The following is a 22,164-nucleotide window of genomic DNA, read 5'->3' as shown; positions in this document are numbered from 1 at the left end:
GTGCGCCGGCCGAGTCCGCTCCCGCCCTCGTCGCGGCCGACCGGCGGCCAGGAGAAGTCCCGAGGGGCAGACGAGCGTCCGACGCTCGACCCTCGCCGTGTCGAGCCGCCCCGGCGCGACCGGCAACCGCGAGCCGGTGAGGCGGGGGACGGCGCCGTCGGGCCCGATGCCACCGAGACCCAGCCGGTCGAGGAGCTGTGGCACCAGCGCGGTCGTGACTTCGGGATCGCACCAATCATCCCGTTCGAGCCGGCCATCCGGTCCGACGCACCGGCCCCAGGCGCAGCCGACGACGCTTCCGAGACCGAGGACCCGTCCGCGGGGCGCCCGCTCACGGCTCGCGATCTGTGGGGCGCCGCACGCGAGAGACGGCGCGCCCTCCGCCGCGAGGTCAAGCGCTTCACCGCCCGTCAGCGGCGTCGCCGTCGTATCTGGCTGATCTCGGGCGGGGTGCTCGTCGCGCTCGTCCTGGGGTCGATCGGGGCCGCGTACAGCCCGCTGTTCTCGGTGGAGCGCATCACGGTGGTCGGTGCGGCCCAACTCGATGCGGGTGCCGTGCAGACGGCTCTCGCCGGACAGCTCGGCACGCCGATGCCACTCGTCGACGAGAGCGCCGTGAAGGCCGCCCTCGTCTCCTTCCCTCTCGTCGAGTCGTACAGCCTCGAGGCGCGGCCGCCGCACGAACTCGTGGTCCGGATCGTCGAGCGGACCCCCGTCGGCGCGGTTCAGGGCGAGGCCGGCTACACCCTCGTCGACGCCGCCGGGGTCGCTCTGTCGACGACTCCGGATCCACCCGAGGGGCAGCCGCTCCTCGAGGTGGAGGGCGGTTTCTCGTCGACGACGTTCGCCGCCGCGGGCCAGGTGTTCCGTTCGCTCCCCGAATCTCTGCGCGCCCAGGTGGCGGTGATCGCCGCGACGACGCCCAACGACGTCACTCTCACGCTCGCGGACGGTCGATCGGTGGTCTGGGGCGGATCGGCGGACTCGGGCAAGAAGGTCCAGGCGCTCGAAGCGCTCATGGCGGCTCGCGCCGATGCGTCGGGTTACGACGTCTCGTCTCCGCAGGCCGCCGTCGTCCGCTGAACGGTGCCGGACCCCGGTTCCGGCCGACCGCCGACCCTCACCGGCGACCGCTCGGAAACCGGGATGTCGCGACACGCCGCACGCATCCGCGCAGTGCGCGCCGCAGTGCGTAACTTCAACTCAGGAATTACATACCCGGCAACACTTTAAACCTCTACGTGAGGTTGAAGGTTTACGAGCAGGGTACGGGACGAGATGGAGGCCGGCATGAGCCAGAACCAGAACTACCTCGCGGTGATCAAGGTCGTCGGTGTGGGTGGTGGCGGCGTCAATGCCGTCAACCGGATGATCGAGCTGGGGCTGCGGGGTGTCGAGTTCATCGCGGTGAACACCGATGCCCAGGCCCTCCTGATGAGCGACGCGGACGTCAAGCTGGACGTCGGACGTGAGCTGACGCGTGGGCTCGGCGCCGGCGCCGACCCCGAGGTCGGACGCCGTGCGGCAGAGGATCACGCCGAGGAGATCGAGGAGGCGCTCGCGGGCGCCGACATGGTCTTCGTGACCGCGGGCGAGGGCGGCGGCACCGGCACCGGCGGCGCACCCGTCGTCGCGCGCATTGCCAAGTCCATCGGCGCGCTCACCATCGGTGTCGTCACCAAGCCGTTCTCGTTCGAGGGCCGTCGCCGCCAGAGCCAGGCCGAGGCGGGTGTGTCGAAGCTGAAGGAAGAGGTCGACACGCTCATTGTCGTCCCTAACGACCGCCTGCTCGAGATCAGCGACCGCGGCATCTCGATGGTCGAGGCCTTCGCGACCGCCGATCAGGTCCTCCTCGCCGGTGTCCAGGGCATCACCGATCTCATCACGACCCCGGGCCTCATCAACCTCGACTTCGCCGACGTCAAGTCGGTCATGCAGGGTGCCGGCTCCGCCCTCATGGGAATCGGCTCGGCTCGTGGCGCGGACCGTGCGATCAAGGCCGCCGAGCTCGCGGTCGAGTCCCCGCTGCTCGAGGCATCGATCGAGGGCGCGCACGGTGTCCTGCTGTCCATCCAGGGCGGATCGAACCTCGGCATCTTCGAGATCAACGACGCGGCGCAGCTGGTGAAGGAGGCCGCGCACCCCGAGGCCAACATCATCTTCGGAACGGTCATCGACGACACGCTGGGCGACGAGGTCCGCGTCACCGTCATCGCCGCGGGCTTCGACGGGGGCGAGCCGCAGACGCGCATCGAGCCGATCGCAGCAGCCCGCCCCGCCGCGCCGCCGGCACTGCCCGAGGTTCCGGCCGAGGAAGCCGCCGCCGAGCCCGCGGAACGTCGCGAGACGAAGGAGACCGTGCCGGTCGCGTCGCGCTCCGAGTCGTACGACTCCGTGTTCGGTGACGACGACCTCGACATCCCCGACTTCCTGAAGTAGGCCGCTCGCCCCATGCCGGATCTGGCCGAACGGCTCGCCGACGTCGACGCCCGCATCGCGACCGCGATGCGGGCGTCGGGTCGCGCCCCCGGGGAGGTGACGCGGATCGTCGTGACGAAGTTCCACCCGGCGCGACTCGTCGCCGATCTGCACGCCCTGGGTGTGCGCGACGTCGGCGAGAACCGGCAGCAGGAGCTGACGGCCAAGCGCGGTGACCTCGGTCACCTCGACGGCCTGCGCTGGCACTTCATCGGTCAGGCGCAGACGAACAAGGCGCGGGCCGTGCGCGCTTCCGCCGACGTCGTGCACTCCGTCGATCGTCCCCGCATCGCCGACGCGCTGAGCGCCGCCGACCCCGACGGCGACCCGCTGGACGTCCTCGTGCAGGTCAACCTCACGGACGACCCCGGTCGGGGCGGGGTGCGGCCGGCCGACCTCGAGCCGCTCGCGGTGCACATCGCAGATCGGTGTGCCGGCCTGCGGATGCGCGGCGTCATGGCGGTCGCGCCCCTCGACGAGGAACCCGCCGCGGCCTTCGCCCGCCTCGCGGAGGCGTCCGTCGCGCTCCGCTCCGTCGCTCCCGCAGCGACCTGGATCTCCGCCGGGATGACCGGCGATTTCGTCGAAGCGATCTCCGCGGGTGCGACACACCTGCGGATCGGATCGGCAATAACGGGACCGCGCCCGGACCGCGGATAGCCTCGGAACAGACGAGCAAACGGAGGATGCGATGTCGAACCCGCTGAAGAAGACCATGGTTTACCTGGGCCTCGCAGATGAGGAAGAAATGTACGAAGAGCCGCAGGCCGATCAGCAGTCGAGCCGTCGCGATCAGGTCGCCGACAAGCCGGCTGCGCCGGTCACGCCGCTGCACCGTCCGGCCGTCGTGCGTCAGCCCACGACCGGCACCGTCAGCGAGATCCTGACCGTGCACCCCAAGCAGTACCGCGACGCCCAGGTGATCGCGGAGAACTTCCGCGAGGGAGTCCCGGTGATCATCAACCTCTCGCAGATGAGCGACGCCGACGCGCGCCGCCTCATCGACTTCGCGAGCGGACTGTCCCTGGGTCTCTACGGCCGCATCGAGCGCGTGACGAGCAAGGTCTTCCTGCTCTCGCCCGAGAACATCGCCGTGTCCGGCGACGGCGCTGTGGCTCAGGCTGAGCCTGAGGCGGCGCCGTTCGCGCAGTGATCTGACGTGGATGTCGTACGGCTCATCGCCGCGCTCGTCTACTTCGCTCTGCTGCTGTACATCCTCGTTCTGTTCGTCCGACTGATCCTGGAGTACATCCCGCTGTTCAATCGGGAGTGGCGTCCGCGGGGGCTGACCCTCGTGATCGCCGAGGCGGTCTATACGATCACCGACCCCCCGATCAAGACCCTGCGCCGGGTCATCCCTCCGATCCGACTCGGCGTCATCGCAATCGATCTGGCATTCCCGCTCACCATGCTGGGATGCTTCATCCTGCTCTCGATCACCCGCGCGATCGCCTTCGGCTGACGGGGGCGCGGCGTCATCGTCGCGACCCCGGAGGCGTCGGACTATGCTGGTTGGGTACGGCCCGCTGCGGCGGGTGCCGGCTGACCGGCCCGCGTCGTGAGCCCTGAAAGAGGACAACACCATGGCTTTGACCCCTGAAGACGTCGTCACCAAGCAGTTCCAGCACGTGCGTTTCAAGGAAGGATTCGACCCCGACGAGGTCGACGACTTCCTCGACGAGATCGTCGTGGAATGGCGCAAGGCGATCGCCGAGAACGAAGAGCTCAAGGCGAAGCTCGCCGCGTACGAGTCGGGTGAGACCCCCGCCGAGGCCCCGGCCGACGCGCCCGCCGAGCAGCCCGTCGTCGAAGACGTGCCCGCTCCGGTCCCCGCCGTCGAGCAGCCCGCCGCGTCGTCGACCGACCTGGCTCCGGCCGCGGCCTCCGCAGGCATCATCGAGCTGGCACAGCGTCTGCACGACGAGCACGTCGCCGAGGGCAAGGCCCAGCGCGACAAGCTCATCTCCGACGCTCAGGCCCAGGCGGCCTCGATCATCTCCGAGGCCGAGGCGCGGGGCCGCGACGAGGTCGCACGCCTCGAGGCCGAGCGCGTCTCGCTCGAGGGCCGGATCTCCGACCTGCAGCAGTTCGAGAAGGACTACCGCGGTCAGCTCCGCGGCTTCATCGAGAACAAGCTGCGCGACCTCGACACGACCGGCGTCTCGGCCGGCGCGTAATCCTTGGCGTCGCGCAAGCGTCTGAACGGTCCGGCGGCCGGTGCCCTCGTCGCGATTCTCGCGGCAGTGGTGCTGGCCGCCGACCAGTTCACGAAGTACCTCGCCCTCGAGAATCTCCCGTACCAACGAGAGGTCCCGGTCCTCGGGGAGTTCTTCCAGCTCTATCTGACGAAGAACCCGGGGGCGGCGTTCTCGCTCGGCACCGGTGTCACGTGGATCTTCACGCTGGCGCTCGCGGCCGTCGCGGTCGTCGTCATCGTCCTCGCGGTGCGGAGCGTCCGTACGCGCTCGTGGGCGATCGTCCTGGGCCTGCTGCTCGGTGGTGTGCTCGGCAACCTGACCGACCGACTCCTCCGCGAGCCGGGCTTCCTCGTCGGACACGTCGTCGACTTCATCCATACCCCGTGGATGTGGCTCTGGTTCCCGTCCGCCATCTACAACGTCGCCGATATGTTCATCGTCACGATGATGATCTCGGTCGCGGTGCTCGTCGTCATCGGCATCCGCTTCGACGGCACTCGGGAGCGCCGCACGGCCGACGAGCCGGCGGCAGCGGACGCGGATCACTGACATGCCGCAGCGGGCACTCCCGGTTCCGGACGGGCTCGACGGCGTCCGTGTCGACGCCGCACTCGCGAAGCTGCTCGGGTTCTCGCGCACCTTCGCCGCCGAGGTCGCGGCAGCCGGGGGAGTGACCCTCGACGGGCGGACCCTCGGGAAGTCCGACAAGCTCGTGGCCGGTTCCTGGCTCGACGTGTTCTGGGAGGAGCGGGCGGAGGCGCAGGTCGTGCCCGTCGCCGTCCCCGATCTCGGCATCGTCCACGATGACGACGACATCGTGGTGGTCGACAAGCCCGCCGGTGTCGCCGCGCACCCCTCGCTCGGGTGGGACGGGCCGACGGTCCTCGGGGCGCTGGCCGCCGCCGGCTTCCGGATCGCCACGACGGGCGCTGCCGAAAGGCAGGGCGTGGTGCATCGGCTCGATGTCGGCACGAGCGGCCTCATGGTCGTCGCGAAGAGCGAGCGCGCGTACGTCGCCCTGAAGCGCGCGTTCAAGGAACGCGACGTGGAGAAGATCTACCACGCGGTGGTGCAGGGGCATCCGGATCCCCTCGCGGGCACGATCGACGCCCCCATCGGGCGCCATCCCTCCCACTCCTGGAAGTTCGCCGTCACCCCCGAGGGCAAGGACTCCGTCACCCACTACGAGACGCTCGAGGCGTTCCCGGGAGCGTCGCTGCTCGAGGTCCATCTCGAGACCGGGCGCACCCATCAGATCCGGGTGCACATGGCGGCCCATCGGCATCCCTGCGTCGGCGACCCGCTGTACGGCGCAGACCCCACGCTCTCGGCGCGGCTCGGTCTGATCCGGCAGTGGCTGCACGCCCACCGGCTCGCGTTCGAGCACCCGGTGACCGGTGAATGGTCGACCTTCTCGTCCGACTATGCGCCCGATCTCGCGCGCGCTCTCGGGACTCTGCGCGGCGACTGACCCCCGCGGTGCCCGGCCCGCTCGGTTCTCAGGGCTCGCCGAGACGGTCGGCCAGCGACCGCGCGTCCCGCCGGCCCGCGAGCAACTGGTCGACGAGCCGCGCGTACGCCTGATCGGCGGCGTCGGCATCGCCGTGTGCGCGCACGAGCTCGAGGCCGCCACGCAGGGTCGTCACCGCCCCACCGAGACCCGCGGCGACCGCGTCCGCCGACACCGCGACATCCGACATGAGGTGCCGATTGCCGACCTGAGCGACCAGCAGCACCTCCCGCCACACACGGAGAGCGACCTCACCCAGGGCCGCAGACGTCGCGATCGCGGTCTCCGCCGCGGCGACGACGCGAGCATCCCGCTCGGCCGGGTCCTCGTCCGCTCGGGGCCGCAGAGCAGCCCCGAGGGCCGCAGACGCATGACCGTCGGCTTCTGCCGCGTCGAGTGCCGTGCCGCGCAGGCGGGCGAGGCGGGCGTCGATGTCGGCGGCCGCCGGCTCGGACGAGCTGTAGCGGCAGACCATCTGAGCGAGAGCCGCGGCCACGGCCGTGATGACGCCGCTGGCCGCACCACCGCCGGGATCTCCGTGATCCCGGGCGAGTGCGTCGAGGAGGTCTTCGAGCGCGACCTCGCCGCTCACCGGCCGCCCCGGAAGGTCGCCGGGTCGTCCTCCGCGACGGCGAGGGCGATCTTGCGCACGTGCTCGGGGGCGACGTCGATCATCTGCCCGAGGTCGTAGAACCCGACCTCGGTGAGCTCGCCGTCGGCGGGGTGCGGATCGCCGGAGACCCAGGAGCAGCGGAACACCAGATCGAGATAGTCGACCTGGTCGCCGTTCGCGTAGACGATGCGGGGGATCTGATGGACGAGAGCCAGACGCTCGGCGCGCACGACGACCCCCGCCTCCTCGAGGCACTCGCGTACCGCCGCGTCGGCGGGCTCCTCGCCGGGGTCGACGATGCCCGAGACGGGCTGCCAGCTGCCGTTGTCGGCGCGCTTGCCGAGGAGGACCTTCTCGTCGCGGAACACGACGGCGGTGACCCCGACGAGAGGTAGGGGAGCCGTGCCGATCTTCTCGCGCAGTTCGAGGACGAATTCGGGAGTGGCCATGCGCCCAGCCTAGGACCGCTGTCGGAGCCCGAACGTAGACTCGTCCCGTGGCATCCGACTCCTTCGTTCATCTGCACGTGCACAGCGAGTACTCGATGCTCGACGGTGCGGCGAAGATCGCGGCGATGACCCAGGCAGCGGCCGACTACGGCATGCCTGCGATCGCCGTGACCGATCACGGCAACACGTTCGCCGCCTTCGAGTTCTACCGAGCCGCGCAGGCCGCCGGGATCAAACCGATCATCGGCCTCGAGGCCTACGTGACTCCGGGCACGCACCGCAGCGACAAGTCCCGCGTGGCGTGGGGCTCGCCCGAGCAGAAGAGCGACGACGTCTCCGGTTCGGGCGCCTACACGCACACGACGATGTGGAGCCAGAGCACCGAGGGCATGCACAACCTCTTCCGCCTCAGCTCGCTCTCGAGCATGGAGGGCTACTACTTCAAGCCGCGCATGGACCGCGAGCTCCTGCAGACCTACGGCAAGGGCCTCATCGCGACCACCGGCTGCCCGTCCGGCGAGGTGCAGACGCGTCTGCGCCTCGGCCAGTACGACGCGGCACGCGCCGCGGCGGCCGAGTTCCAGGACATCTTCGGCAAAGAGAACTACTTCGCCGAGATCATGGACCACGGGCTGTCGATCGAACGACGCGTGATGACCGATCTGCTCCGCCTCGCCAAAGACCTCGACATCCCGCTGGTGGCCACGAACGACTCGCATTACACGCACCAGCACGAGGCCGACGCGCACGCGGCGCTGCTGTGCGTGCAGTCGGGGTCGACGCTCGACGACCCGAACCGGTTCAAGTTCGACGGCGACGGCTACTACATCAAGACGGCGCAGGAGATGCGTCAGCTCTTCCGCGACCACCCCGAGGCGTGCGACAACACCCTCCTCATCGCCGAGCGGTGCGAGGTCGAGTTCAACACGTCCGCCAACTACATGCCCCGGTTCCCGGTGCCCGACGGCGAGACCGAGGACAGCTGGCTCGTGAAGGAGGTCGAGGCCGGCCTGCACTACCGCTACCCGGCCGGCATCCCCGACAAGGTGCGCAAGCAGGCCGAGTACGAGACCGGCATCATCCTGCAGATGGGGTTCCCGGGTTACTTCCTCGTGGTCGCCGACTTCATCAACTGGGCGAAGGACAACGGCATCCGCGTCGGTCCCGGTCGTGGCTCCGGAGCGGGGTCGATGGTGGCCTACGCCATGCGCATCACCGACCTCGACCCGCTCGAGCACGGCCTGATCTTCGAGCGCTTCCTCAACCCCGACCGCGTCAGCATGCCCGACTTCGACGTCGACTTCGACGATCGTCGCCGCGGCGAGGTCATCGACTACGTCACCGAGAAGTACGGGTCCGAGCGCGTCGCGCAGATCGTCACCTACGGAACCATCAAGTCCAAGCAGGCGCTGAAGGATGCCGGCCGCGTGCTCGGCTTCCCGTTCAGCATGGGCGAGAAGCTGACGAAGGCGATGCCCCCCGCGGTGATGGGCAAGGACATGCCGCTCGACGGCATGTTCAACAAGGAGCACCCGCGTTTCAAGGAGGCGAGCGAGTTCCGCGCCCTCATCGACACCGACCCCGACGCGAAGACGGTGTTCGAGCGCGCCCTCGGGCTCGAAGGGCTGAAGCGGCAATGGGGCGTGCACGCGGCCGGCGTCATCATGTCGTCCGAGCCGTTGCTCGACATCATCCCCATCATGCGTCGTGAGCAGGACGGCCAGATCGTCACGCAGTTCGACTACCCGTCCTGCGAGACCCTCGGGCTCATCAAGATGGACTTCCTGGGGCTTCGCAACCTCACGATCATCTCCGACGCGCTCGACAACATCCGGATGAACCGGGGTGAGGAGCTCGACCTCGAGCACCTCGAGCTCGACGACCGTCCCGCGTACGACCTCCTGACCCGCGGCGACACGCTCGGCGTCTTCCAGCTCGACGGCGGGCCCATGCGCTCCCTGCTGCGGCTCATGAAGCCCGATAACTTCGAGGACATCTCGGCCGTCATCGCGCTGTACCGCCCGGGGCCGATGGGCGCGAACTCGCACACGAACTACGCGCTGCGGAAGAACGGGCTCCAGCCCATCACGCCGATCCATCCCGAACTCGAGGAGCCCCTGCGCGACATCCTCGACACGACCTACGGCCTGATCATCTATCAGGAGCAGGTCATGGCGATCGCGCAGAAGGTCGCCGGCTTCTCGCTCGGCCAGGCCGACATCCTGCGACGCGCGATGGGCAAGAAGAAGAAGTCCGAGCTCGACAAGCAGTACGCGGGCTTCTCCGGCGGCATGAAGGAGCGCGGCTTCGGCGAGGGGGCGGTCCAGGCGCTCTGGGACATCCTGCTTCCGTTCTCCGACTACGCCTTCAACAAGGCGCACTCTGCGGCGTACGGTCTCGTCTCGTACTGGACGGCGTACCTCAAGGCGCACTATCCCGCCGAGTACATGGCCGCGCTCCTCACCAGCGTCGGCGACTCGAAGGACAAGATGGCGGTGTACCTCAACGAGTGCCGCCGCATGGGTATCAAGGTGCTGCCGCCCGATGTGGGCGAGTCGATCCGATACTTCGCCGCCGTCGGTGAAGACATCCGCTTCGGTCTCGGCGCGGTCCGCAACGTCGGCGCGAACGTCGTCGACGGCATCATCGCGGCGCGGGCCGACGACAACTACGTCAGCTTCCACGATTTCTTGACGAAGGTCCCGCTGCACGTCGCCAACAAGCGCACGGTCGAGTCCCTCATCAAGGCCGGGGCCTTCGATTCGCTCGGCTCGACCCGCCGTGCGCTCATGGAGATCCACGAGGATGCCGTCGAGGCGGCGGTCGACGCCAAGCGCAAAGCGGCGACCGGCGCCATCGGGTTCGACTTCGACAGCCTGTACGACGAGGCCGAGGAGGTCATGCCGGCCAAGGTGCCGGAGCGTCCGGAGTGGACGAAGAAGGACAAGCTGGCCTTCGAGCGCGAGATGCTCGGGCTGTACGTGTCGGATCACCCGCTCGCCGGGCTCGAGATCCCCCTCGCGAAGCATGCGTCGACATCGATTCACGACCTCCTCGCCTCCGACGACGTGCAGGACGGCGATCAGGTCATCGTCGCCGGTCTCGTCACGAGCGTGCAGCATCGCGTGGCGAAGCAGAGCGGTAACCCCTACGGAATGATCACCATCGAGGACTTCGATGGCGAGGTCACCGTCATGTTCATGGGAAAGACATACACCGAGTTCCAGAGCATGCTGGTGGCCGACTCGATCCTCGTGGTGCGAGGACGGGTGTCACGCCGCGACGACGGGCTCAACCTGCACGGGCAGACCGCCTTCTCGCCCGACCTCGGCTCGTTCGACGCCGCCGGCCCGCTCGTGCTGCTGCTCCCCGAGCAGCGGGCGACGGAGTCGACCATCGGTGAACTGGCGGCGGTTCTGCGTCGCCATAGCGGGGATACCGAGGTGTCTCTCAAGCTTCACAGAGCCGGCACGGCGAAGGTCTTCGAAGTGCCCCATCCGGTGCGCGTGACACCCGATCTGTACGGGGAGCTCAAGGGGCTCCTCGGACCCCAGTGCCTGGGTTGAGCCGGGTAGGATCGCACCGCGGTGCCACCGCCGTGACGAAGGGAACATCGTGACCGACGAGAAGAACACTCACTCCGACGACGACCGCCCCGAGGTCGTGGCGCCCGCTCTCGACGAGCAGACGCCCGACCCCGCGGCGTCGGAGCCCGGCGGATCCGCCGAACCCGTCATCGATGGCCTGGATGCCGGCACGCCGGAACCGGCGCGCGATGAACCCTACGACCCCTACGAGGTCGACGACGTCGTGGTCGTCGAAGGCTCGACCGTCGAGCCCGTCTCGACGGAGAGCGAGTCCGTCGAGAGCGAGTCCGGCCTGCGTGGACCGGCCGCGGCCGACGCGTTCGAGCCGCAGCCGCACGAGGCCGCGGGATCCGAGGTCCCCATCGGGACGAACGTCGCTGTCGACGCCCCCACGACGTCCGATGGGTCTTCGTCGAGCACCGATGGCGATGCGGCGTCCGCCATCCCGCCCCAGTACGGCGTCGGTCCGCTGTCGATTCGCGAGGTCGCGCTCGCGGGCGTCTGGGCGCTCGCCTTCATCTGCTCGTTCTTCCCGATCTATGGCCGGTTCGGCGCGGGCGTGTCGGTCTGGGGTGCCGGGATCGACTGGGTGCTGACCATCGGCGTGCCCACGGTCGCCGTGTTCCTCGTCCTTCTGCGTCGGTTCTCGCCGCAGGGTATCCGGCGCGTCGGGTCGCTCGGCATAGACCAGTTCGCCTCGGTCGCGTTCTCCGTGTCGGCGACCGTCTGGCTCGGCATCATCTGGAGTTCCTTCGCAGGGCTGGCTCAGACGGGTGTCTTCCTCGCGAGCTGGGTCGCCTGGGTCGAGCTCATCCTCGCGCTGGGCGGTGTCGTGCTGACCGTGGTCGCCCCGCACCTCCCGGTGCTGGGGGAGGACTTCCGTCACCGCCCGGAGTCGACCGCCCATCGTCTGGCGCGCCCGACGCGTCCGGTGGCCGCCCGGCCGCAGCCGGCACGGCCGGTCCACTCGGCGCACACCGCACCCGCCGGCCACGGTGCTCCCGCGGAGGCTTACACCGGCTATGCCGCCCCCGCCGCGTCCGCACCCGCCGACGCCGCGCCGGCAGACGCCGCGGAGCCGTTCGACACCGGAGCGACGACGGTCATCGAGCCCGTGGCCGCGCCGCAGGCCTTCTGGGCGCTCGCGCCAGAGGAGCGCGACGTCCTCGACGCCTCCGGCGCTCCGCTGTTCCGCATCGGGCCGACCGCGTGGGCTCTCGTCATCGAGGACCGCGGCGAGGTGTTCGTCGTGCGCCACGAGGACGGGCGCGTGGGCTACCTCCACGAGACGGCCGATGTCACGCGCGGCTGAGGCCGTCTTCTCCGCCCGCTAGCCTGGAACGATGCGCACCATCGATCTGCGCGGTCGTCGTCTGACGTCCGCCGAGTTGCTCGCCGCCGTCCCCCGGGCCGAGGCGGCCCGCGGGCTCGCCTTGGCCACCGCGGCGGAGATCGTGCACGACGTGGCGGCGCGGGGCGAGACGTCGCTGCGCGAGCAGGCCGCGCGCTTCGACGGTGCCGAGGGGCACGATGTCCGCGTTCCCGCGGCGCACCTTGACGAGGCCCTCGCGGGGATCGACCCCGCAGTGCGGGCAGCGATCGAGGAGTCCATCCGTCGCGTGCGGCTCGCGTCCGCGGCCCAGGTGCCGCCCGACCGCGTGACCGAGCTCGGCCCCGGCGCGCGGGTCGAACAGCGGTGGCGGCCGGTGCGCCGTGTCGGCGTCTACGTGCCGGGCGGCAAAGCGGTCTACCCGTCGAGCGTCGTGATGAACGTCGTGCCCGCTCAGATCGCGGGGGTCTCCGCCGTCGCGCTGGCCTCGCCGCCGCAACGCGAGCACGGCGGCCGGGTGCACCCGGTCATCCTCGCGGCCGCACGACTCCTGGGCGTCGACGAGGTCTATGCGATGGGAGGGGCCGGCGCGATCGGCGCCTTCGCCTACGGCGTCGACACGCTCGGGCTGGATCCCGTCGACGTGATCTCGGGGCCGGGGAACAACTTCGTCGCACTCGCCAAGCGGGTCGTCGCCGGAGTGGTCGGCACCGACTCGGAGGCCGGTGCCACCGAGATCCTCATCGTCGCGGACGAGAGCGCCGACCCGGATCTGGTCGCGGCCGATCTCGTGAGCCAGGCCGAGCACGATGAGCAGGCCGCCGCAGTCCTCGTCACCGCTTCGGCCGACCTGGCGGCATCCGTCGCCGACCGTGTCGCAGCGCGTGCCGCAGCCACACGCCACGCCGACCGGGTCGGTGCGGCGCTCGATGGCCCGCAGTCGGCGATCGTGCTCGTCGACGATGTCAGCGCGGCGACCGCCTTCTCGAACGCTTACGCGCCCGAGCACCTCGAACTGCACCTGCGAGAACCCCGCACCGACGACTTCGTCAACGCGGGAGCGGTCTTCGTCGGGTCGCACACTCCGGTGAGCCTCGGCGATTACCTCGCCGGCAGCAACCACGTCCTGCCGACCGGGGGCCAGGCGCGCTACGCGGCCGGACTCGGCGCGGCGACCTTCCTGCGATCGCAGCAGGTCATCTCGTACGATCGCGAGGCGCTCCGGGCCGTGCACCAGGGCATCCTGGCTCTGTCCGAGTCCGAGCAGCTGCCCGCGCACGGCGAGGCCGTCTCCGCCCGCTTCGGCGCGTAATCTGGGCACGTCATGCATTGCCCTTTCTGCCGCAACCCCGATTCCCGCGTCATCGACTCGCGCACGAGCGACGACGGCTTGAGCATCCGCCGCCGTCGTCAGTGTCCCAAGTGCGGGGGGCGCTTCTCGACCATCGAGACGGCGAGCCTGAACGTCATCAAGCGCTCCGGCGTGATCGAGCCGTTCAGCCGCGAGAAGGTGATGTCCGGCGTCCGCAAGGCGTGCCAGGGCAGGCCGGTGACCGAGGCCGACCTCGCTGTACTCGCGCAGGCCGTCGAAGAGGCCGTGCGGCAGACGGGATCGTCGCAGATCGACACCAACGAGATCGGCCTCGCGATCCTGGGCCCGCTCCGCAACCTCGACGAGATCGCCTATCTCCGGTTCGCGAGCGTCTACCAGGCCTTCGACACCCTCGAGGATTTCGAGGCCGCGATCGAGCAGCTCCGCGCCGATCACGTCACCGCGCGGACGGCAGAGGGCTCGGGCTCGCTCTAGGCTGGACGGCGATGTATCCGCTCATCTTCCGCACCGTCTTCTCACGCATGGAGCCGGAGACGGCGCATCACCTCGTGATCCCCGTCATCCGACTCCTCGGTGTCGCGCCGCTCTCGTTCGTCGCGCGAGCCGTGACGCGCCCGGATCCGTCGCTGCGCACCGAGGCGCTGGGGCGTGTCTTCGACTCGCCGTTCGGTGTCGCGGCGGGCTTCGACAAGGACGCGATCATGGTCCGCGGTCTCGGCGCCCTCGGATTCGGGCACGTCGAGGTCGGCACCGTCACCGCGGTGCCGCAAGACGGCAACCCGCGGCCCCGGCTGTTCCGCCTCATCCCGGATCGAGCGCTCATCAACAGGATGGGCTTCAACAACAAGGGTGCCGCCGCGGCTGCATCCCGGCTCCGGCGGCTGCGGCGTGGGACGCGCCACGCCGTCGTGGGGGCGAACATCGGCAAGAGCCGCGTCGTCGACGTCGATGCGGCGACCGCCGACTACGTCACGAGCACGCGTCTCGTCGCGCCTGAAGCCGACTACCTGGTCGTGAACGTGTCGTCGCCGAACACTCCGGGTCTCCGTGGCCTGCAAGCCGTCGAGACTCTGCGCCCACTGCTCGAGGCCGTGCGCGATGCTGCGGGGGCGACACCCCTGCTGGTGAAGATCGCCCCGGACCTCGACGACGCCGAGGTGACCGCGATCGCCGCGATGGCCGTTGATGCCGGTCTCGCCGGCCTCATCGCGACCAACACGACGATCTCGCGCGCGGGTCTGCTCGCCGATGACGACGAGATCGAGCGCATCGGCGCGGGCGGCCTGTCGGGCGCTCCGCTGCGTCGTCGGTCCCTCGAGGTGCTGCGCCTGGTGCGCTCGGCCGTTCCCGACGACTTCTGCGTCATCGCCGCCGGGGGAGTGGAGACCGCAGCGGACGTGCAGGAGCGCCTCGAGGCCGGAGCCGATCTGGTGCAGGGCTACACCGCGTTCGTCTATCGCGGCCCGCTGTGGGCGCGACAGATCAACCGCGGACTCGTGGAGCTCAGGCGGGGCGCTGGCCGCGCTTGACCTGCGGCTTCGGCAGGCGCATGAAGCGCATCTGGATCGAGCGCATCGCGCCGTACCAGCCCAGGCCCTTCTCCATGCGCTCGGAACCGAACTTCTCGCGAACCGCCTTCTTGACGCGGACGCTGGTGATGACCATGTCGCCGATGACCAGCAGGATGAACGCCCACAGGGCGATGAACGCGTAGAAGGTGACGGCGTTCGAGCCGAGGAAGGTGACGATGATGACCAGCACCATCGCACCCATCACGAGCTCGCCCAGGTGCCATCCGGCGTCCACGTAGTCACGGACGAAACGACGCTGGGGCCCCTTGTCGCGGATCGGCAGGTAGCGCTCGTCGCCGTTCGCCATCCCGATGCGCGCCTTGTCGCGTCGCTCGGCGAGCTCCGCCCGGGCGCGCGCCTTCGCCTCCTTGGTGTCGGGCACCAGCGGGCGCTTGCGGGCCGCCTCCTGGGCGGCGCGGCTCGGTGTGGGACGGTTCTTGCCGGATCCTGTCGACGCCTGGGCGGCGTCGTCGGGAGCAGGGGCAGCGGGAGTTTTGGCCACGGGGATCCTCGGGTTCTGCGACGAACGTGCCTCTTAAGATTACCCGCATGACCTCCGAATCTCCTCGGTCCGCCGTCGTGCGCGATGCCGCCCTGTCCGCCGTCCCCGCCGCCCTCGCCGATCTGGGCTCGCTCGTGCGGATCCCGTCGGTCGCATTCCCGGGCTTCGACCGCGCCGAGGTCGAGCGCAGCGCCGCGGCCGTGGCCGAGCTCGCACGCGGCCTCGGGATCTTCGACCGCGTCGAGGTGACGACCGCCGTCGTGCCCGAGACCGGCGCCGAGGGGATGCCGGCGGTGCTGGCGACCCGAGCCGCACGCAACGGCCGTCCGACGATCCTCCTGTACGCGCACCACGACGTTCAGCCCGTCGGCGACGAGGCGCTCTGGGACTCCGCGCCCTTCGAGCCGACGGTCCGCGACGGTCGTCTCTACGGTCGAGGTGCTGCCGACGACAAGGCCGGCGTCATGGCCCACATCGGCGCGCTGCGCGCGCTCGTCGAGGCGGCCGGCCCCGACTTCGATCTCGGGGTCAACCTCTTCATCGAGGGCGAGGAGGAGGCGGGGTCCGCCTCGTTCGCGGCCTTCCTCGACGACAACGCCGACGCCTTGCGGGCGGATGTCATCGTCGTCGCCGACTCGGGCAACTGGGATGCCGTCACCCCCGCGCTCACCGTCTCTCTGCGCGGCAACGCCCGTTTCACCATGACGGTGCGCACCCTCGACCACGCCTCGCATTCCGGCATGTTCGGGGGAGCGGTCCCGGACGCGATGATGGCCACCGTCCGCCTGCTGGCGACGCTGTGGGACGAGGACGGCAGCGTCGCGGTCGAGGGCCTCACCGAGCGCGATGCCGAGACCCCGGAGTACTCCGAGGAGACACTCCGATCCGAGGCCGGGCTGCCGCAGGGCGTCTCGCCGATCGGGGCGGGGTCGATCCTCTCGCGAATCTGGAACAAGCCGTCGATCACCGTGACCGGCATCGACGCGCCGAGCGTGCGCAACGCCTCGAACACCCTCAGCCCGGAGGTATCGGTGGTCATGTCGGCGCGGGTCGCGCCCGGCCAGTCCGCCGACGAGGCATATCGCGCGATCGAGACCCACCTTCGCGCTCACGCACCCTTCGGCGCACAGCTCAGCTTCCGCGACATCGAGACGGGCAACCCGTTCCTGGTCGACACGCGCGGCGACGCTGTCGCGCACGCCCGCGCCGCGCTGGCCGAGGGGTACGGGGTCGAGCCCGTCGACATCGGCGTCGGAGGCTCCATCCCCTTCATCGCCGACCTCGTTCGCGAGTTCCCCGCAGCTCAGATCCTCGTGACGGGCGTCGAGGACCCGCATGCGCGCGCGCACAGCCCGAACGAGTCGCTGCACCTCGACACCTTCCGGCACGCGCTCGTCTCGGAGGCCCTGCTGCTCGAGCGTCTCGACGCCTCGCAGGCCTGACACAGGTCCGTACGACGAGAACCGAGCCGCGGCCGGTGCCCACGCGTAGAATCGTGGCAGCGGCCGCATGTCTGCGGCCCGAGACCTCGGGAGAATCATGACCGACATCGCCACGTCCGAAACCGTCCGTGACCACGGCGTCTCGCTGACCGATGAAGCGGCGCTCAAGGTGAAGAGCCTGCTCTCGCAGGAGAACCGAGACGACCTGCGCCTGCGCGTCGCCGTCCAGCCCGGCGGATGCAGCGGACTGATCTACCAGCTCTACTTCGACGAGCGGTTCCTCGACGGCGACAAGGCCGTCGACTTCGACGGCGTCGAGGTCATCGTCGACGACATGTCGGTGCCCTACCTCGACGGCGCGACCATCGACTTCAAGGACACGATCTCGGAGCAGGGCTTCACGATCGACAACCCCAACGCCGCGGGCTCGTGCGCGTGCGGCGACAGCTTCCACTGAGCCCAGCCCCGCGACGTCCCTCGTCGCCGACATCCTGAACGGTTGGCCTGAATCGGGTGAAAGCTTGCCCTAGACTGAAGGTCGAACCATTCGTCCCGGAAAGGTGCACTGTGCGCTTCAAACGCCGCCTCCGCTGGGCCGTGATCCCGCTCGGGATCGTCACGGCAGTCTCCCTCGCAGCTTGTACACCGACGGAGCTGAACGGCTACCTCCCGGGATTCACCGACGACGGAACCCAGGCGACCAACCGCACCGAGATGGTGTCGGGTCTCTGGGTCAACTCGTGGATCGTCCTCCTCGCGGTGGGTGTGCTGACGTGGGGCCTGATGGCATTCGCCGCCATCGCCTACCGGCGCCGTCGCGGTCAGACCGGTCTGCCCGTCCAGCTGCGCTACAACATGCCGATCGAGATCTTCTACACGATCGTGCCGCTCATCCTCGTGATCGGGTTCTTCGCCTTCACGGCGCGGGACCAGACGATCCTCGAGACGCAGTACGACGACCCCGACGTCTCGATCACCGCGATCGGCAAGCAGTGGGCCTGGGACTTCCAGTACAACGGCGACGAGTCCGACAACTCCGACGCCGTGTGGACGATGGGTGTGCAGGCTCAGCCCGAGGCCAACGGCGACGTGGACCAGGCGGCGCTGCCCACGCTCGTGCTGCCGGTCAACAAGGAGGTCAAGATCAACCTCCAGTCGCGCGACGTCATCCACTCGTTCTGGGTCATCGACTTCCTCTACAAGAAGGACATGTACCCGCACCGCGACACGAACTCGTGGTCGTTCGTGCCGACCCGTGAGGGCACCTACGCCGGCAAGTGTGCCGAGCTCTGCGGCGAGTACCACTCGATGATGCTGTTCAACGTCGAGGTCGTCTCCGAGCAGGAGTACGAGGACTACCTCGAGTCGCTCCGCCAGAGCGGCCAGACCGGCGACATCAACAACGCTTACGACCGACTCCAGAACGCTCCGGGAACGGGCGCGGTCACCGACGACTCCGGCGAGGGAAGCCACTGATGGCTACGACACTTCCGCTCCAGGGCGAACAGCCCGCGGGCCGCCCCACGACCCTGCCGCCGCGTCAAGCGGCTCTGCTCAGCGCATCGCGCGTCGAGCAGAAGGGCAACATCATCGTCAAGTGGATCACCTCCACCGACCACAAGACGATCGGGTACATGTACCTGATCGCCTCGGTGCTGTTCTTCCTCCTCGGCGGCGTCATGGCCCTGATCATCCGTGCGGAGCTCTTCGAGCCCGGCATGCAGATCGTGCCGACGAAGGAGCAGTACAACCAGCTGTTCACGATGCACGGCACGATCATGCTGCTGATGTTCGCGACGCCGCTGTTCGCGGGCTTCGCCAACGCGATCCTGCCGCTGCAGCTCGGCGCCCCCGACGTCGCCTTCCCGCGTCTGAACGCCTTCGCCTTCTGGCTCTTCCTCTTCGGTTCGATCATCGCGATCTCGGGCTTCCTGACCCCGCAGGGCGCAGCGTCGTTCGGCTGGTTCGCGTATCAGCCGCTCGCGAATGCGACGTTCTCGCCGGGAGCCGGCGGAAACCTCTGGATGCTGGGCCTCGGCCTCAGCGGTTTCGGCACGATCCTCGGTGCGGTGAACTTCATCACCACGATCATCACGATGCGCGCCCCCGGCCTCACCATGTGGCGGATGTCGATCTTCTCGTGGAACACGCTCGTCACCAGCATCCTGATCCTGATGGCGTTCCCGGTGCTCGCGGCTGCGATCTTCGCGGCCGCATCCGACCGCGTCCTCGGTTCGCACGTCTACGACCCGGCCAACGGCGGTGTCCTGCTGTGGCAGCACCTCTTCTGGTTCTTCGGTCACCCCGAGGTCTACATCATCGCGCTGCCGTTCTTCGGCATCATCTCCGAGATCCTCCCGGTCTTCAGCCGGAAGCCGATCTTCGGATACAAGACCCTCATCTACGCGACCATCGCGATCGCCGCACTGTCGGTCGCGGTGTGGGCGCACCACATGTACGTGACCGGCGCCGTCCTGCTGCCGTTCTTCGCGCTCATGACGATGCTGATCGCGGTGCCGACGGGCGTGAAGATCTTCAACTGGATCGGAACGATGTGGCGGGGATCCGTCACATTCGAGACGCCCATGGTCTTCACTCTCGGCTTCCTCGTGTCGTTCGTCTTCGGTGGTCTGACCGGTGTCATCCTCGCGTCGCCCCCGCTCGACTTCCACCTGTCGGACTCGTACTTCGTCGTGGCCCACTTCCACTACGTCGTCTTCGGGACCGTCGTGTTCGCGATGTTCGCCGGCTTCTACTTCTGGTGGCCGAAGTGGACGGGGCGCATGCTCAACGAGCGCCTCGGCATGGTCCACTTCTGGATGCTGTTCATCGGCTTCCACATGACCTTCCTCATCCAGCACTGGCTGGGCGTCGACGGCATGGTCCGCCGTTACGCCGACTACTCGGCGGCTGATGGCTGGACCTGGCAGAACCAGGTCTCGACGATCGGCGCGATCGTGCTGGGTGCGTCGATGATCCCGTTCTTCCTGAACGTCTGGATCACCTCGCGCACCGCGCCCAAGGTGACGGTCAACGACCCGTGGGGCTACGGCGCATCGCTCGAGTGGGCGACCAGCTGCCCGCCGCCGCGCCACAACTTCACCTCGATCCCGCGCATCCGCAGCGAGCGTCCGGCGTTCGACCTGAACCACCCGGAGGCCGCCATCCCGGTGGGCGTGGGGCCGGCCAAGGATGCGCCCGATGCCCCGGTTGTCGACGTCGCCGATGGAGAGGTGAAGTAAGCCGTGAAGACCAACATCAACCTCTGGTGGGTCCTCACCTGGTTCTTCTTCGCGGTTTTCGTCACGTACACCGTGTGGAACGTGGTCGCGCACACCGACCAGGAGATGTGGTGGCACCGCATCGAATGGGTGGGCTCGACCGCCCTGCTGTTCACGTTCTTCATGGGCGCGATGATCGCGTTCTACGTTGGCCGCGTCCACCGGGCTCAGGGCGGCGTCCTCCCCGAGGACTCGCTCACCGCCGACATCGATGACGGAGACCCGGAGATCGGCGAGTTCAGCCCGTGGTCCTGGTGGCCCCTCGTGCTCGCCTTCTCGGCGGCGATCTTCATCATCGGCCTCGCGGTCGGCCAGTTCCTCCTGCCGATCGGCTTCGCGATCTTCGTCGTCGCGATCGTCGGTTGGGTCTACGAGTACTACCGCGGCTACTTCGCCCGCTGATCCGAGCGCGTCTCCCGACGGCCATCGCACTCCGGTGCGGTGGCCGTCGCCGTTTCGCCTGCTGCCAGGAGCGCGCGCCGTAGCACGCGCGGTGTTCGCGGATGCAAGTGATCGGAGCCGGCACGCCGCGGCCTGAGTCCCTGCCACGGCGTGGCGCGCTGCATCACTTGCATCCCGGTCACGCCCGACGAGCGGCGCGTACCCCCGCCCGCATCCGTCTTCGGTCCGCGGTGCAAGTGATCGCCGAGAGCGCGCCGCGCGTCGGTGGGCCGAGCCGGGGTGTCGTACACGATGCCTTGCGCTCCGACACAGCGCTCGGATGGAGGTGCGTCGGCGACGGGTCGCGCGATAGCGTTCAGACGTGCCTCAGGATGCCGTCACCGCCTCCGTCACGATCGCCGCCTCGGTCGATCGGGTGTGGGAGGCGCTGACGCGGGAACGGAGCTCCTGGTGGCCCGAACTCGTATTCGAGCCGATGGTCGGTGCAGCGCTCGAAGAGACCTGGTGGGAGAACGGGCGCAGGGCGCGCGCCACCGGGACCGTGACGACGTGCGATCCGCCCACGAGGCTCGTCTTCGTCTGGCATCAGGACTCGTGGCAAGGAGACCTCGAAGTGGACGTCCGAATCGCCGCCTCCGGCGGCATGACCGCGGTCTTCCTCACCGAGTCTGGATTCGTCGGCGCAGCCACCCCCGCCGGGCTGCCGGACGAACACGTCGAGGGTTGGCGGTTTCACCTGGCGCGGCTGCGGAGGGTGAGCGAGGGGGTCCCGCTCGACGGGTGACGCATCGCCGGGGCTGGGCGTCGCCGCACATCCAGCACCGTGTCGTCGCGCCCCACGATGCAAGGGATAGGCCCGACTCGCCGCGCTCTTCGGGCGCGACGTGGGCGTGTCGCATCGCATCCCTTGTATCGCGGTCGCGGCCTCACACTGCCCCACCCTGGGCCTCGCTGCCCTACCCCGGGCCTCGTGTAAGCCCGCCCCGGCGGCTCAGGAGCGCACGACGGCGACGAGAGGGTCGGAGATGCGGGGGAGGGGGCCGGTCGCGTCAGCGACGGGGTAGCCCTCTCGTGCCCAGTACTCGAATCCGCCGATCATCTCGCGGACGCGGTACCCCAGTCGTGCGAACTCGATCGCGGCGCGCGTGCCGCCGTTGCAACCCGGGCTCCAGCAGTAGACGACGACATCGAGGTCCCGGTCGATCTCGACGGCCGCTCGCTGCGCGATCTCCCGGTGCGGTAGGTGCACGGCGCCGACCGCATGGCCCTGCGCCCATGCCTCGGCGCTGCGGACGTCGACGAGAACGAACGGCTGGCCGGCGCGCTGGGCAGCGAAGACGTCGGATGCGTCGGTCTCGTGGTCGAGCTTGGCGGTGAAGTAGGCGAGTGCATCGGTCATGGGTGCCACGGTAGCCACCGACGACGACGGCGGGGTGCGACCAATCGGTCACACCCCGCCGTAATCCGG

The 22,164-nt window shown here is 69.1% G+C and carries 23 protein-coding genes; 19 read left to right on the top strand and 4 right to left on the bottom strand.

The window, feature by feature from the left end:
- The 8 genes from BLT21_RS03920 (at position 1) to BLT21_RS03885 (ending at position 6,147) form a co-directional block, all read left to right on the top strand.
- Entirely contained in the window at positions 1-1,083 is a 1,083-nt protein-coding gene (locus BLT21_RS03920; protein WP_256335900.1) for a cell division protein FtsQ/DivIB, read from the top strand.
- Between the two features lie 207 nt (positions 1,084-1,290).
- The gene (ftsZ, locus tag BLT21_RS03915; RefSeq protein WP_091500672.1) at positions 1,291-2,439 is read left to right on the top strand and encodes a cell division protein FtsZ; all 1,149 of its coding nucleotides are present in this window, start codon (positions 1,291-1,293) and stop codon (positions 2,437-2,439) included.
- Between the two features lie 12 nt (positions 2,440-2,451).
- Positions 2,452-3,138, top strand: coding sequence for a YggS family pyridoxal phosphate-dependent enzyme (locus BLT21_RS03910; protein ID WP_091499550.1), 687 nt, complete (start codon positions 2,452-2,454; stop codon positions 3,136-3,138).
- A 31-nt stretch (positions 3,139-3,169) separates the two neighbouring features.
- Entirely contained in the window at positions 3,170-3,631 is a 462-nt protein-coding gene (locus BLT21_RS03905; RefSeq protein WP_091499547.1) for a cell division protein SepF, read from the top strand.
- Positions 3,632-3,637: 6 nt separating this feature from the next.
- Positions 3,638-3,940 carry a YggT family protein gene (locus tag BLT21_RS03900; protein ID WP_091499545.1) on the top strand — a complete coding sequence of 101 codons (303 nt, stop codon included), beginning with the start codon at positions 3,638-3,640 and terminating at the stop codon, positions 3,938-3,940.
- A gap of 121 nt (positions 3,941-4,061) precedes the next feature.
- Positions 4,062-4,655: a DivIVA domain-containing protein gene (locus tag BLT21_RS03895; RefSeq protein WP_091499542.1), complete on the top strand. Its 594-nt coding sequence runs from the start codon at positions 4,062-4,064 to the stop codon at positions 4,653-4,655.
- A 3-nt stretch (positions 4,656-4,658) separates the two neighbouring features.
- Entirely contained in the window at positions 4,659-5,225 is a 567-nt protein-coding gene (gene lspA, locus BLT21_RS03890; RefSeq protein WP_091499540.1) for a signal peptidase II, read from the top strand.
- Between the two features lies 1 nt (position 5,226).
- Complete coding sequence (locus tag BLT21_RS03885; RefSeq protein ID WP_091499538.1) at positions 5,227-6,147, top strand: RluA family pseudouridine synthase; 921 nt, start codon at positions 5,227-5,229, stop codon at positions 6,145-6,147.
- Between the two features lie 28 nt (positions 6,148-6,175).
- Here BLT21_RS03885 and BLT21_RS03880 read toward each other — a convergent pair whose 3' ends face one another.
- Positions 6,176-6,778, bottom strand: coding sequence for a cyclodeaminase/cyclohydrolase family protein (locus BLT21_RS03880; protein ID WP_091499536.1), 603 nt, complete (start codon positions 6,776-6,778; stop codon positions 6,176-6,178).
- Positions 6,775-7,248, bottom strand: coding sequence for an NUDIX hydrolase (locus BLT21_RS03875; protein WP_091499534.1), 474 nt, complete (start codon positions 7,246-7,248; stop codon positions 6,775-6,777). The genes BLT21_RS03880 and BLT21_RS03875 overlap by 4 nt, the downstream gene beginning before the upstream one ends.
- A 47-nt stretch (positions 7,249-7,295) precedes the next feature.
- On the opposite strand from BLT21_RS03875, the gene dnaE reads away from it, so the two are divergent.
- Genes dnaE through BLT21_RS03850 form a run of 5 tightly spaced genes read left to right on the top strand, consistent with a single transcriptional unit; the run spans position 7,296 to position 15,027 of the window.
- Positions 7,296-10,814, top strand: coding sequence for a DNA polymerase III subunit alpha (dnaE, locus tag BLT21_RS03870; protein WP_091499532.1), 3,519 nt, complete (start codon positions 7,296-7,298; stop codon positions 10,812-10,814).
- A 49-nt stretch (positions 10,815-10,863) separates the two neighbouring features.
- Positions 10,864-12,147 (top strand): hypothetical protein, encoded by a 1,284-nt coding sequence (locus BLT21_RS03865; RefSeq protein ID WP_091499530.1) that lies wholly within the window; start codon positions 10,864-10,866, stop codon positions 12,145-12,147.
- 31 nt (positions 12,148-12,178) lie between these two features.
- Entirely contained in the window at positions 12,179-13,477 is a 1,299-nt protein-coding gene (gene hisD, locus BLT21_RS03860; RefSeq protein ID WP_091499529.1) for a histidinol dehydrogenase, read from the top strand.
- 12 nt (positions 13,478-13,489) lie between these two features.
- Positions 13,490-13,972 carry a transcriptional regulator NrdR gene (gene nrdR / locus BLT21_RS03855; RefSeq protein ID WP_091499527.1) on the top strand — a complete coding sequence of 161 codons (483 nt, stop codon included), beginning with the start codon at positions 13,490-13,492 and terminating at the stop codon, positions 13,970-13,972.
- Between the two features lie 11 nt (positions 13,973-13,983).
- Positions 13,984-15,027, top strand: a complete 1,044-nt coding sequence (locus BLT21_RS03850) for a quinone-dependent dihydroorotate dehydrogenase (RefSeq protein WP_091499526.1) — start codon at positions 13,984-13,986, stop codon at positions 15,025-15,027.
- Here the strand turns inward: BLT21_RS03850 and BLT21_RS03845 are convergent.
- Positions 15,002-15,571, bottom strand: a complete 570-nt coding sequence (locus BLT21_RS03845) for a DUF3043 domain-containing protein (protein WP_091499525.1) — start codon at positions 15,569-15,571, stop codon at positions 15,002-15,004. The genes BLT21_RS03850 and BLT21_RS03845 overlap by 26 nt on opposite strands.
- 47 nt (positions 15,572-15,618) lie before the next feature.
- Here BLT21_RS03845 and BLT21_RS03840 point away from each other — a divergent pair, with 47 nt between their 5' ends.
- The 6 genes from BLT21_RS03840 (at position 15,619) to BLT21_RS03815 (ending at position 21,480) form a co-directional block, all read left to right on the top strand.
- The gene (locus tag BLT21_RS03840) at positions 15,619-17,013 is read left to right on the top strand and encodes a dipeptidase (protein ID WP_091499523.1); all 1,395 of its coding nucleotides are present in this window, start codon (positions 15,619-15,621) and stop codon (positions 17,011-17,013) included.
- Between the two features lie 97 nt (positions 17,014-17,110).
- A complete protein-coding gene (erpA, locus tag BLT21_RS03835) occupies positions 17,111-17,470 on the top strand; it encodes an iron-sulfur cluster insertion protein ErpA (protein WP_091499522.1) in 360 nt (119 codons plus the stop codon).
- A 110-nt stretch (positions 17,471-17,580) separates the two neighbouring features.
- The gene (coxB, locus tag BLT21_RS03830; RefSeq protein WP_091499520.1) at positions 17,581-18,489 is read left to right on the top strand and encodes an aa3-type cytochrome oxidase subunit II; all 909 of its coding nucleotides are present in this window, start codon (positions 17,581-17,583) and stop codon (positions 18,487-18,489) included.
- Positions 18,489-20,255 carry an aa3-type cytochrome oxidase subunit I gene (ctaD, locus tag BLT21_RS03825; protein ID WP_091499519.1) on the top strand — a complete coding sequence of 589 codons (1,767 nt, stop codon included), beginning with the start codon at positions 18,489-18,491 and terminating at the stop codon, positions 20,253-20,255. Before coxB ends, ctaD begins: the two co-directional genes overlap by 1 nt.
- Before the next feature lie 3 nt (positions 20,256-20,258).
- Positions 20,259-20,696, top strand: a complete 438-nt coding sequence (locus BLT21_RS03820; protein ID WP_091499517.1) for a cytochrome c oxidase subunit 4 — start codon at positions 20,259-20,261, stop codon at positions 20,694-20,696.
- A gap of 361 nt (positions 20,697-21,057) precedes the next feature.
- Positions 21,058-21,480, top strand: a complete 423-nt coding sequence (locus BLT21_RS03815; protein ID WP_256335899.1) for an SRPBCC family protein — start codon at positions 21,058-21,060, stop codon at positions 21,478-21,480.
- A 207-nt stretch (positions 21,481-21,687) separates the two neighbouring features.
- Here BLT21_RS03815 and BLT21_RS03810 read toward each other — a convergent pair whose 3' ends face one another.
- Entirely contained in the window at positions 21,688-22,095 is a 408-nt protein-coding gene (locus BLT21_RS03810; protein WP_091499516.1) for a rhodanese-like domain-containing protein, read from the bottom strand.
- Positions 22,096-22,164: the final 69 nt, after the last annotated feature.

The organism is Microbacterium sp. cf332 (genome assembly GCF_900102175.1).
In the GTDB taxonomy this organism is placed as follows: domain Bacteria; phylum Actinomycetota; class Actinomycetes; order Actinomycetales; family Microbacteriaceae; genus Microbacterium.
The sequence above is the reverse complement of the archived record's forward strand: the minus strand, read 5'-3'. Positions and strand labels throughout refer to the sequence as shown.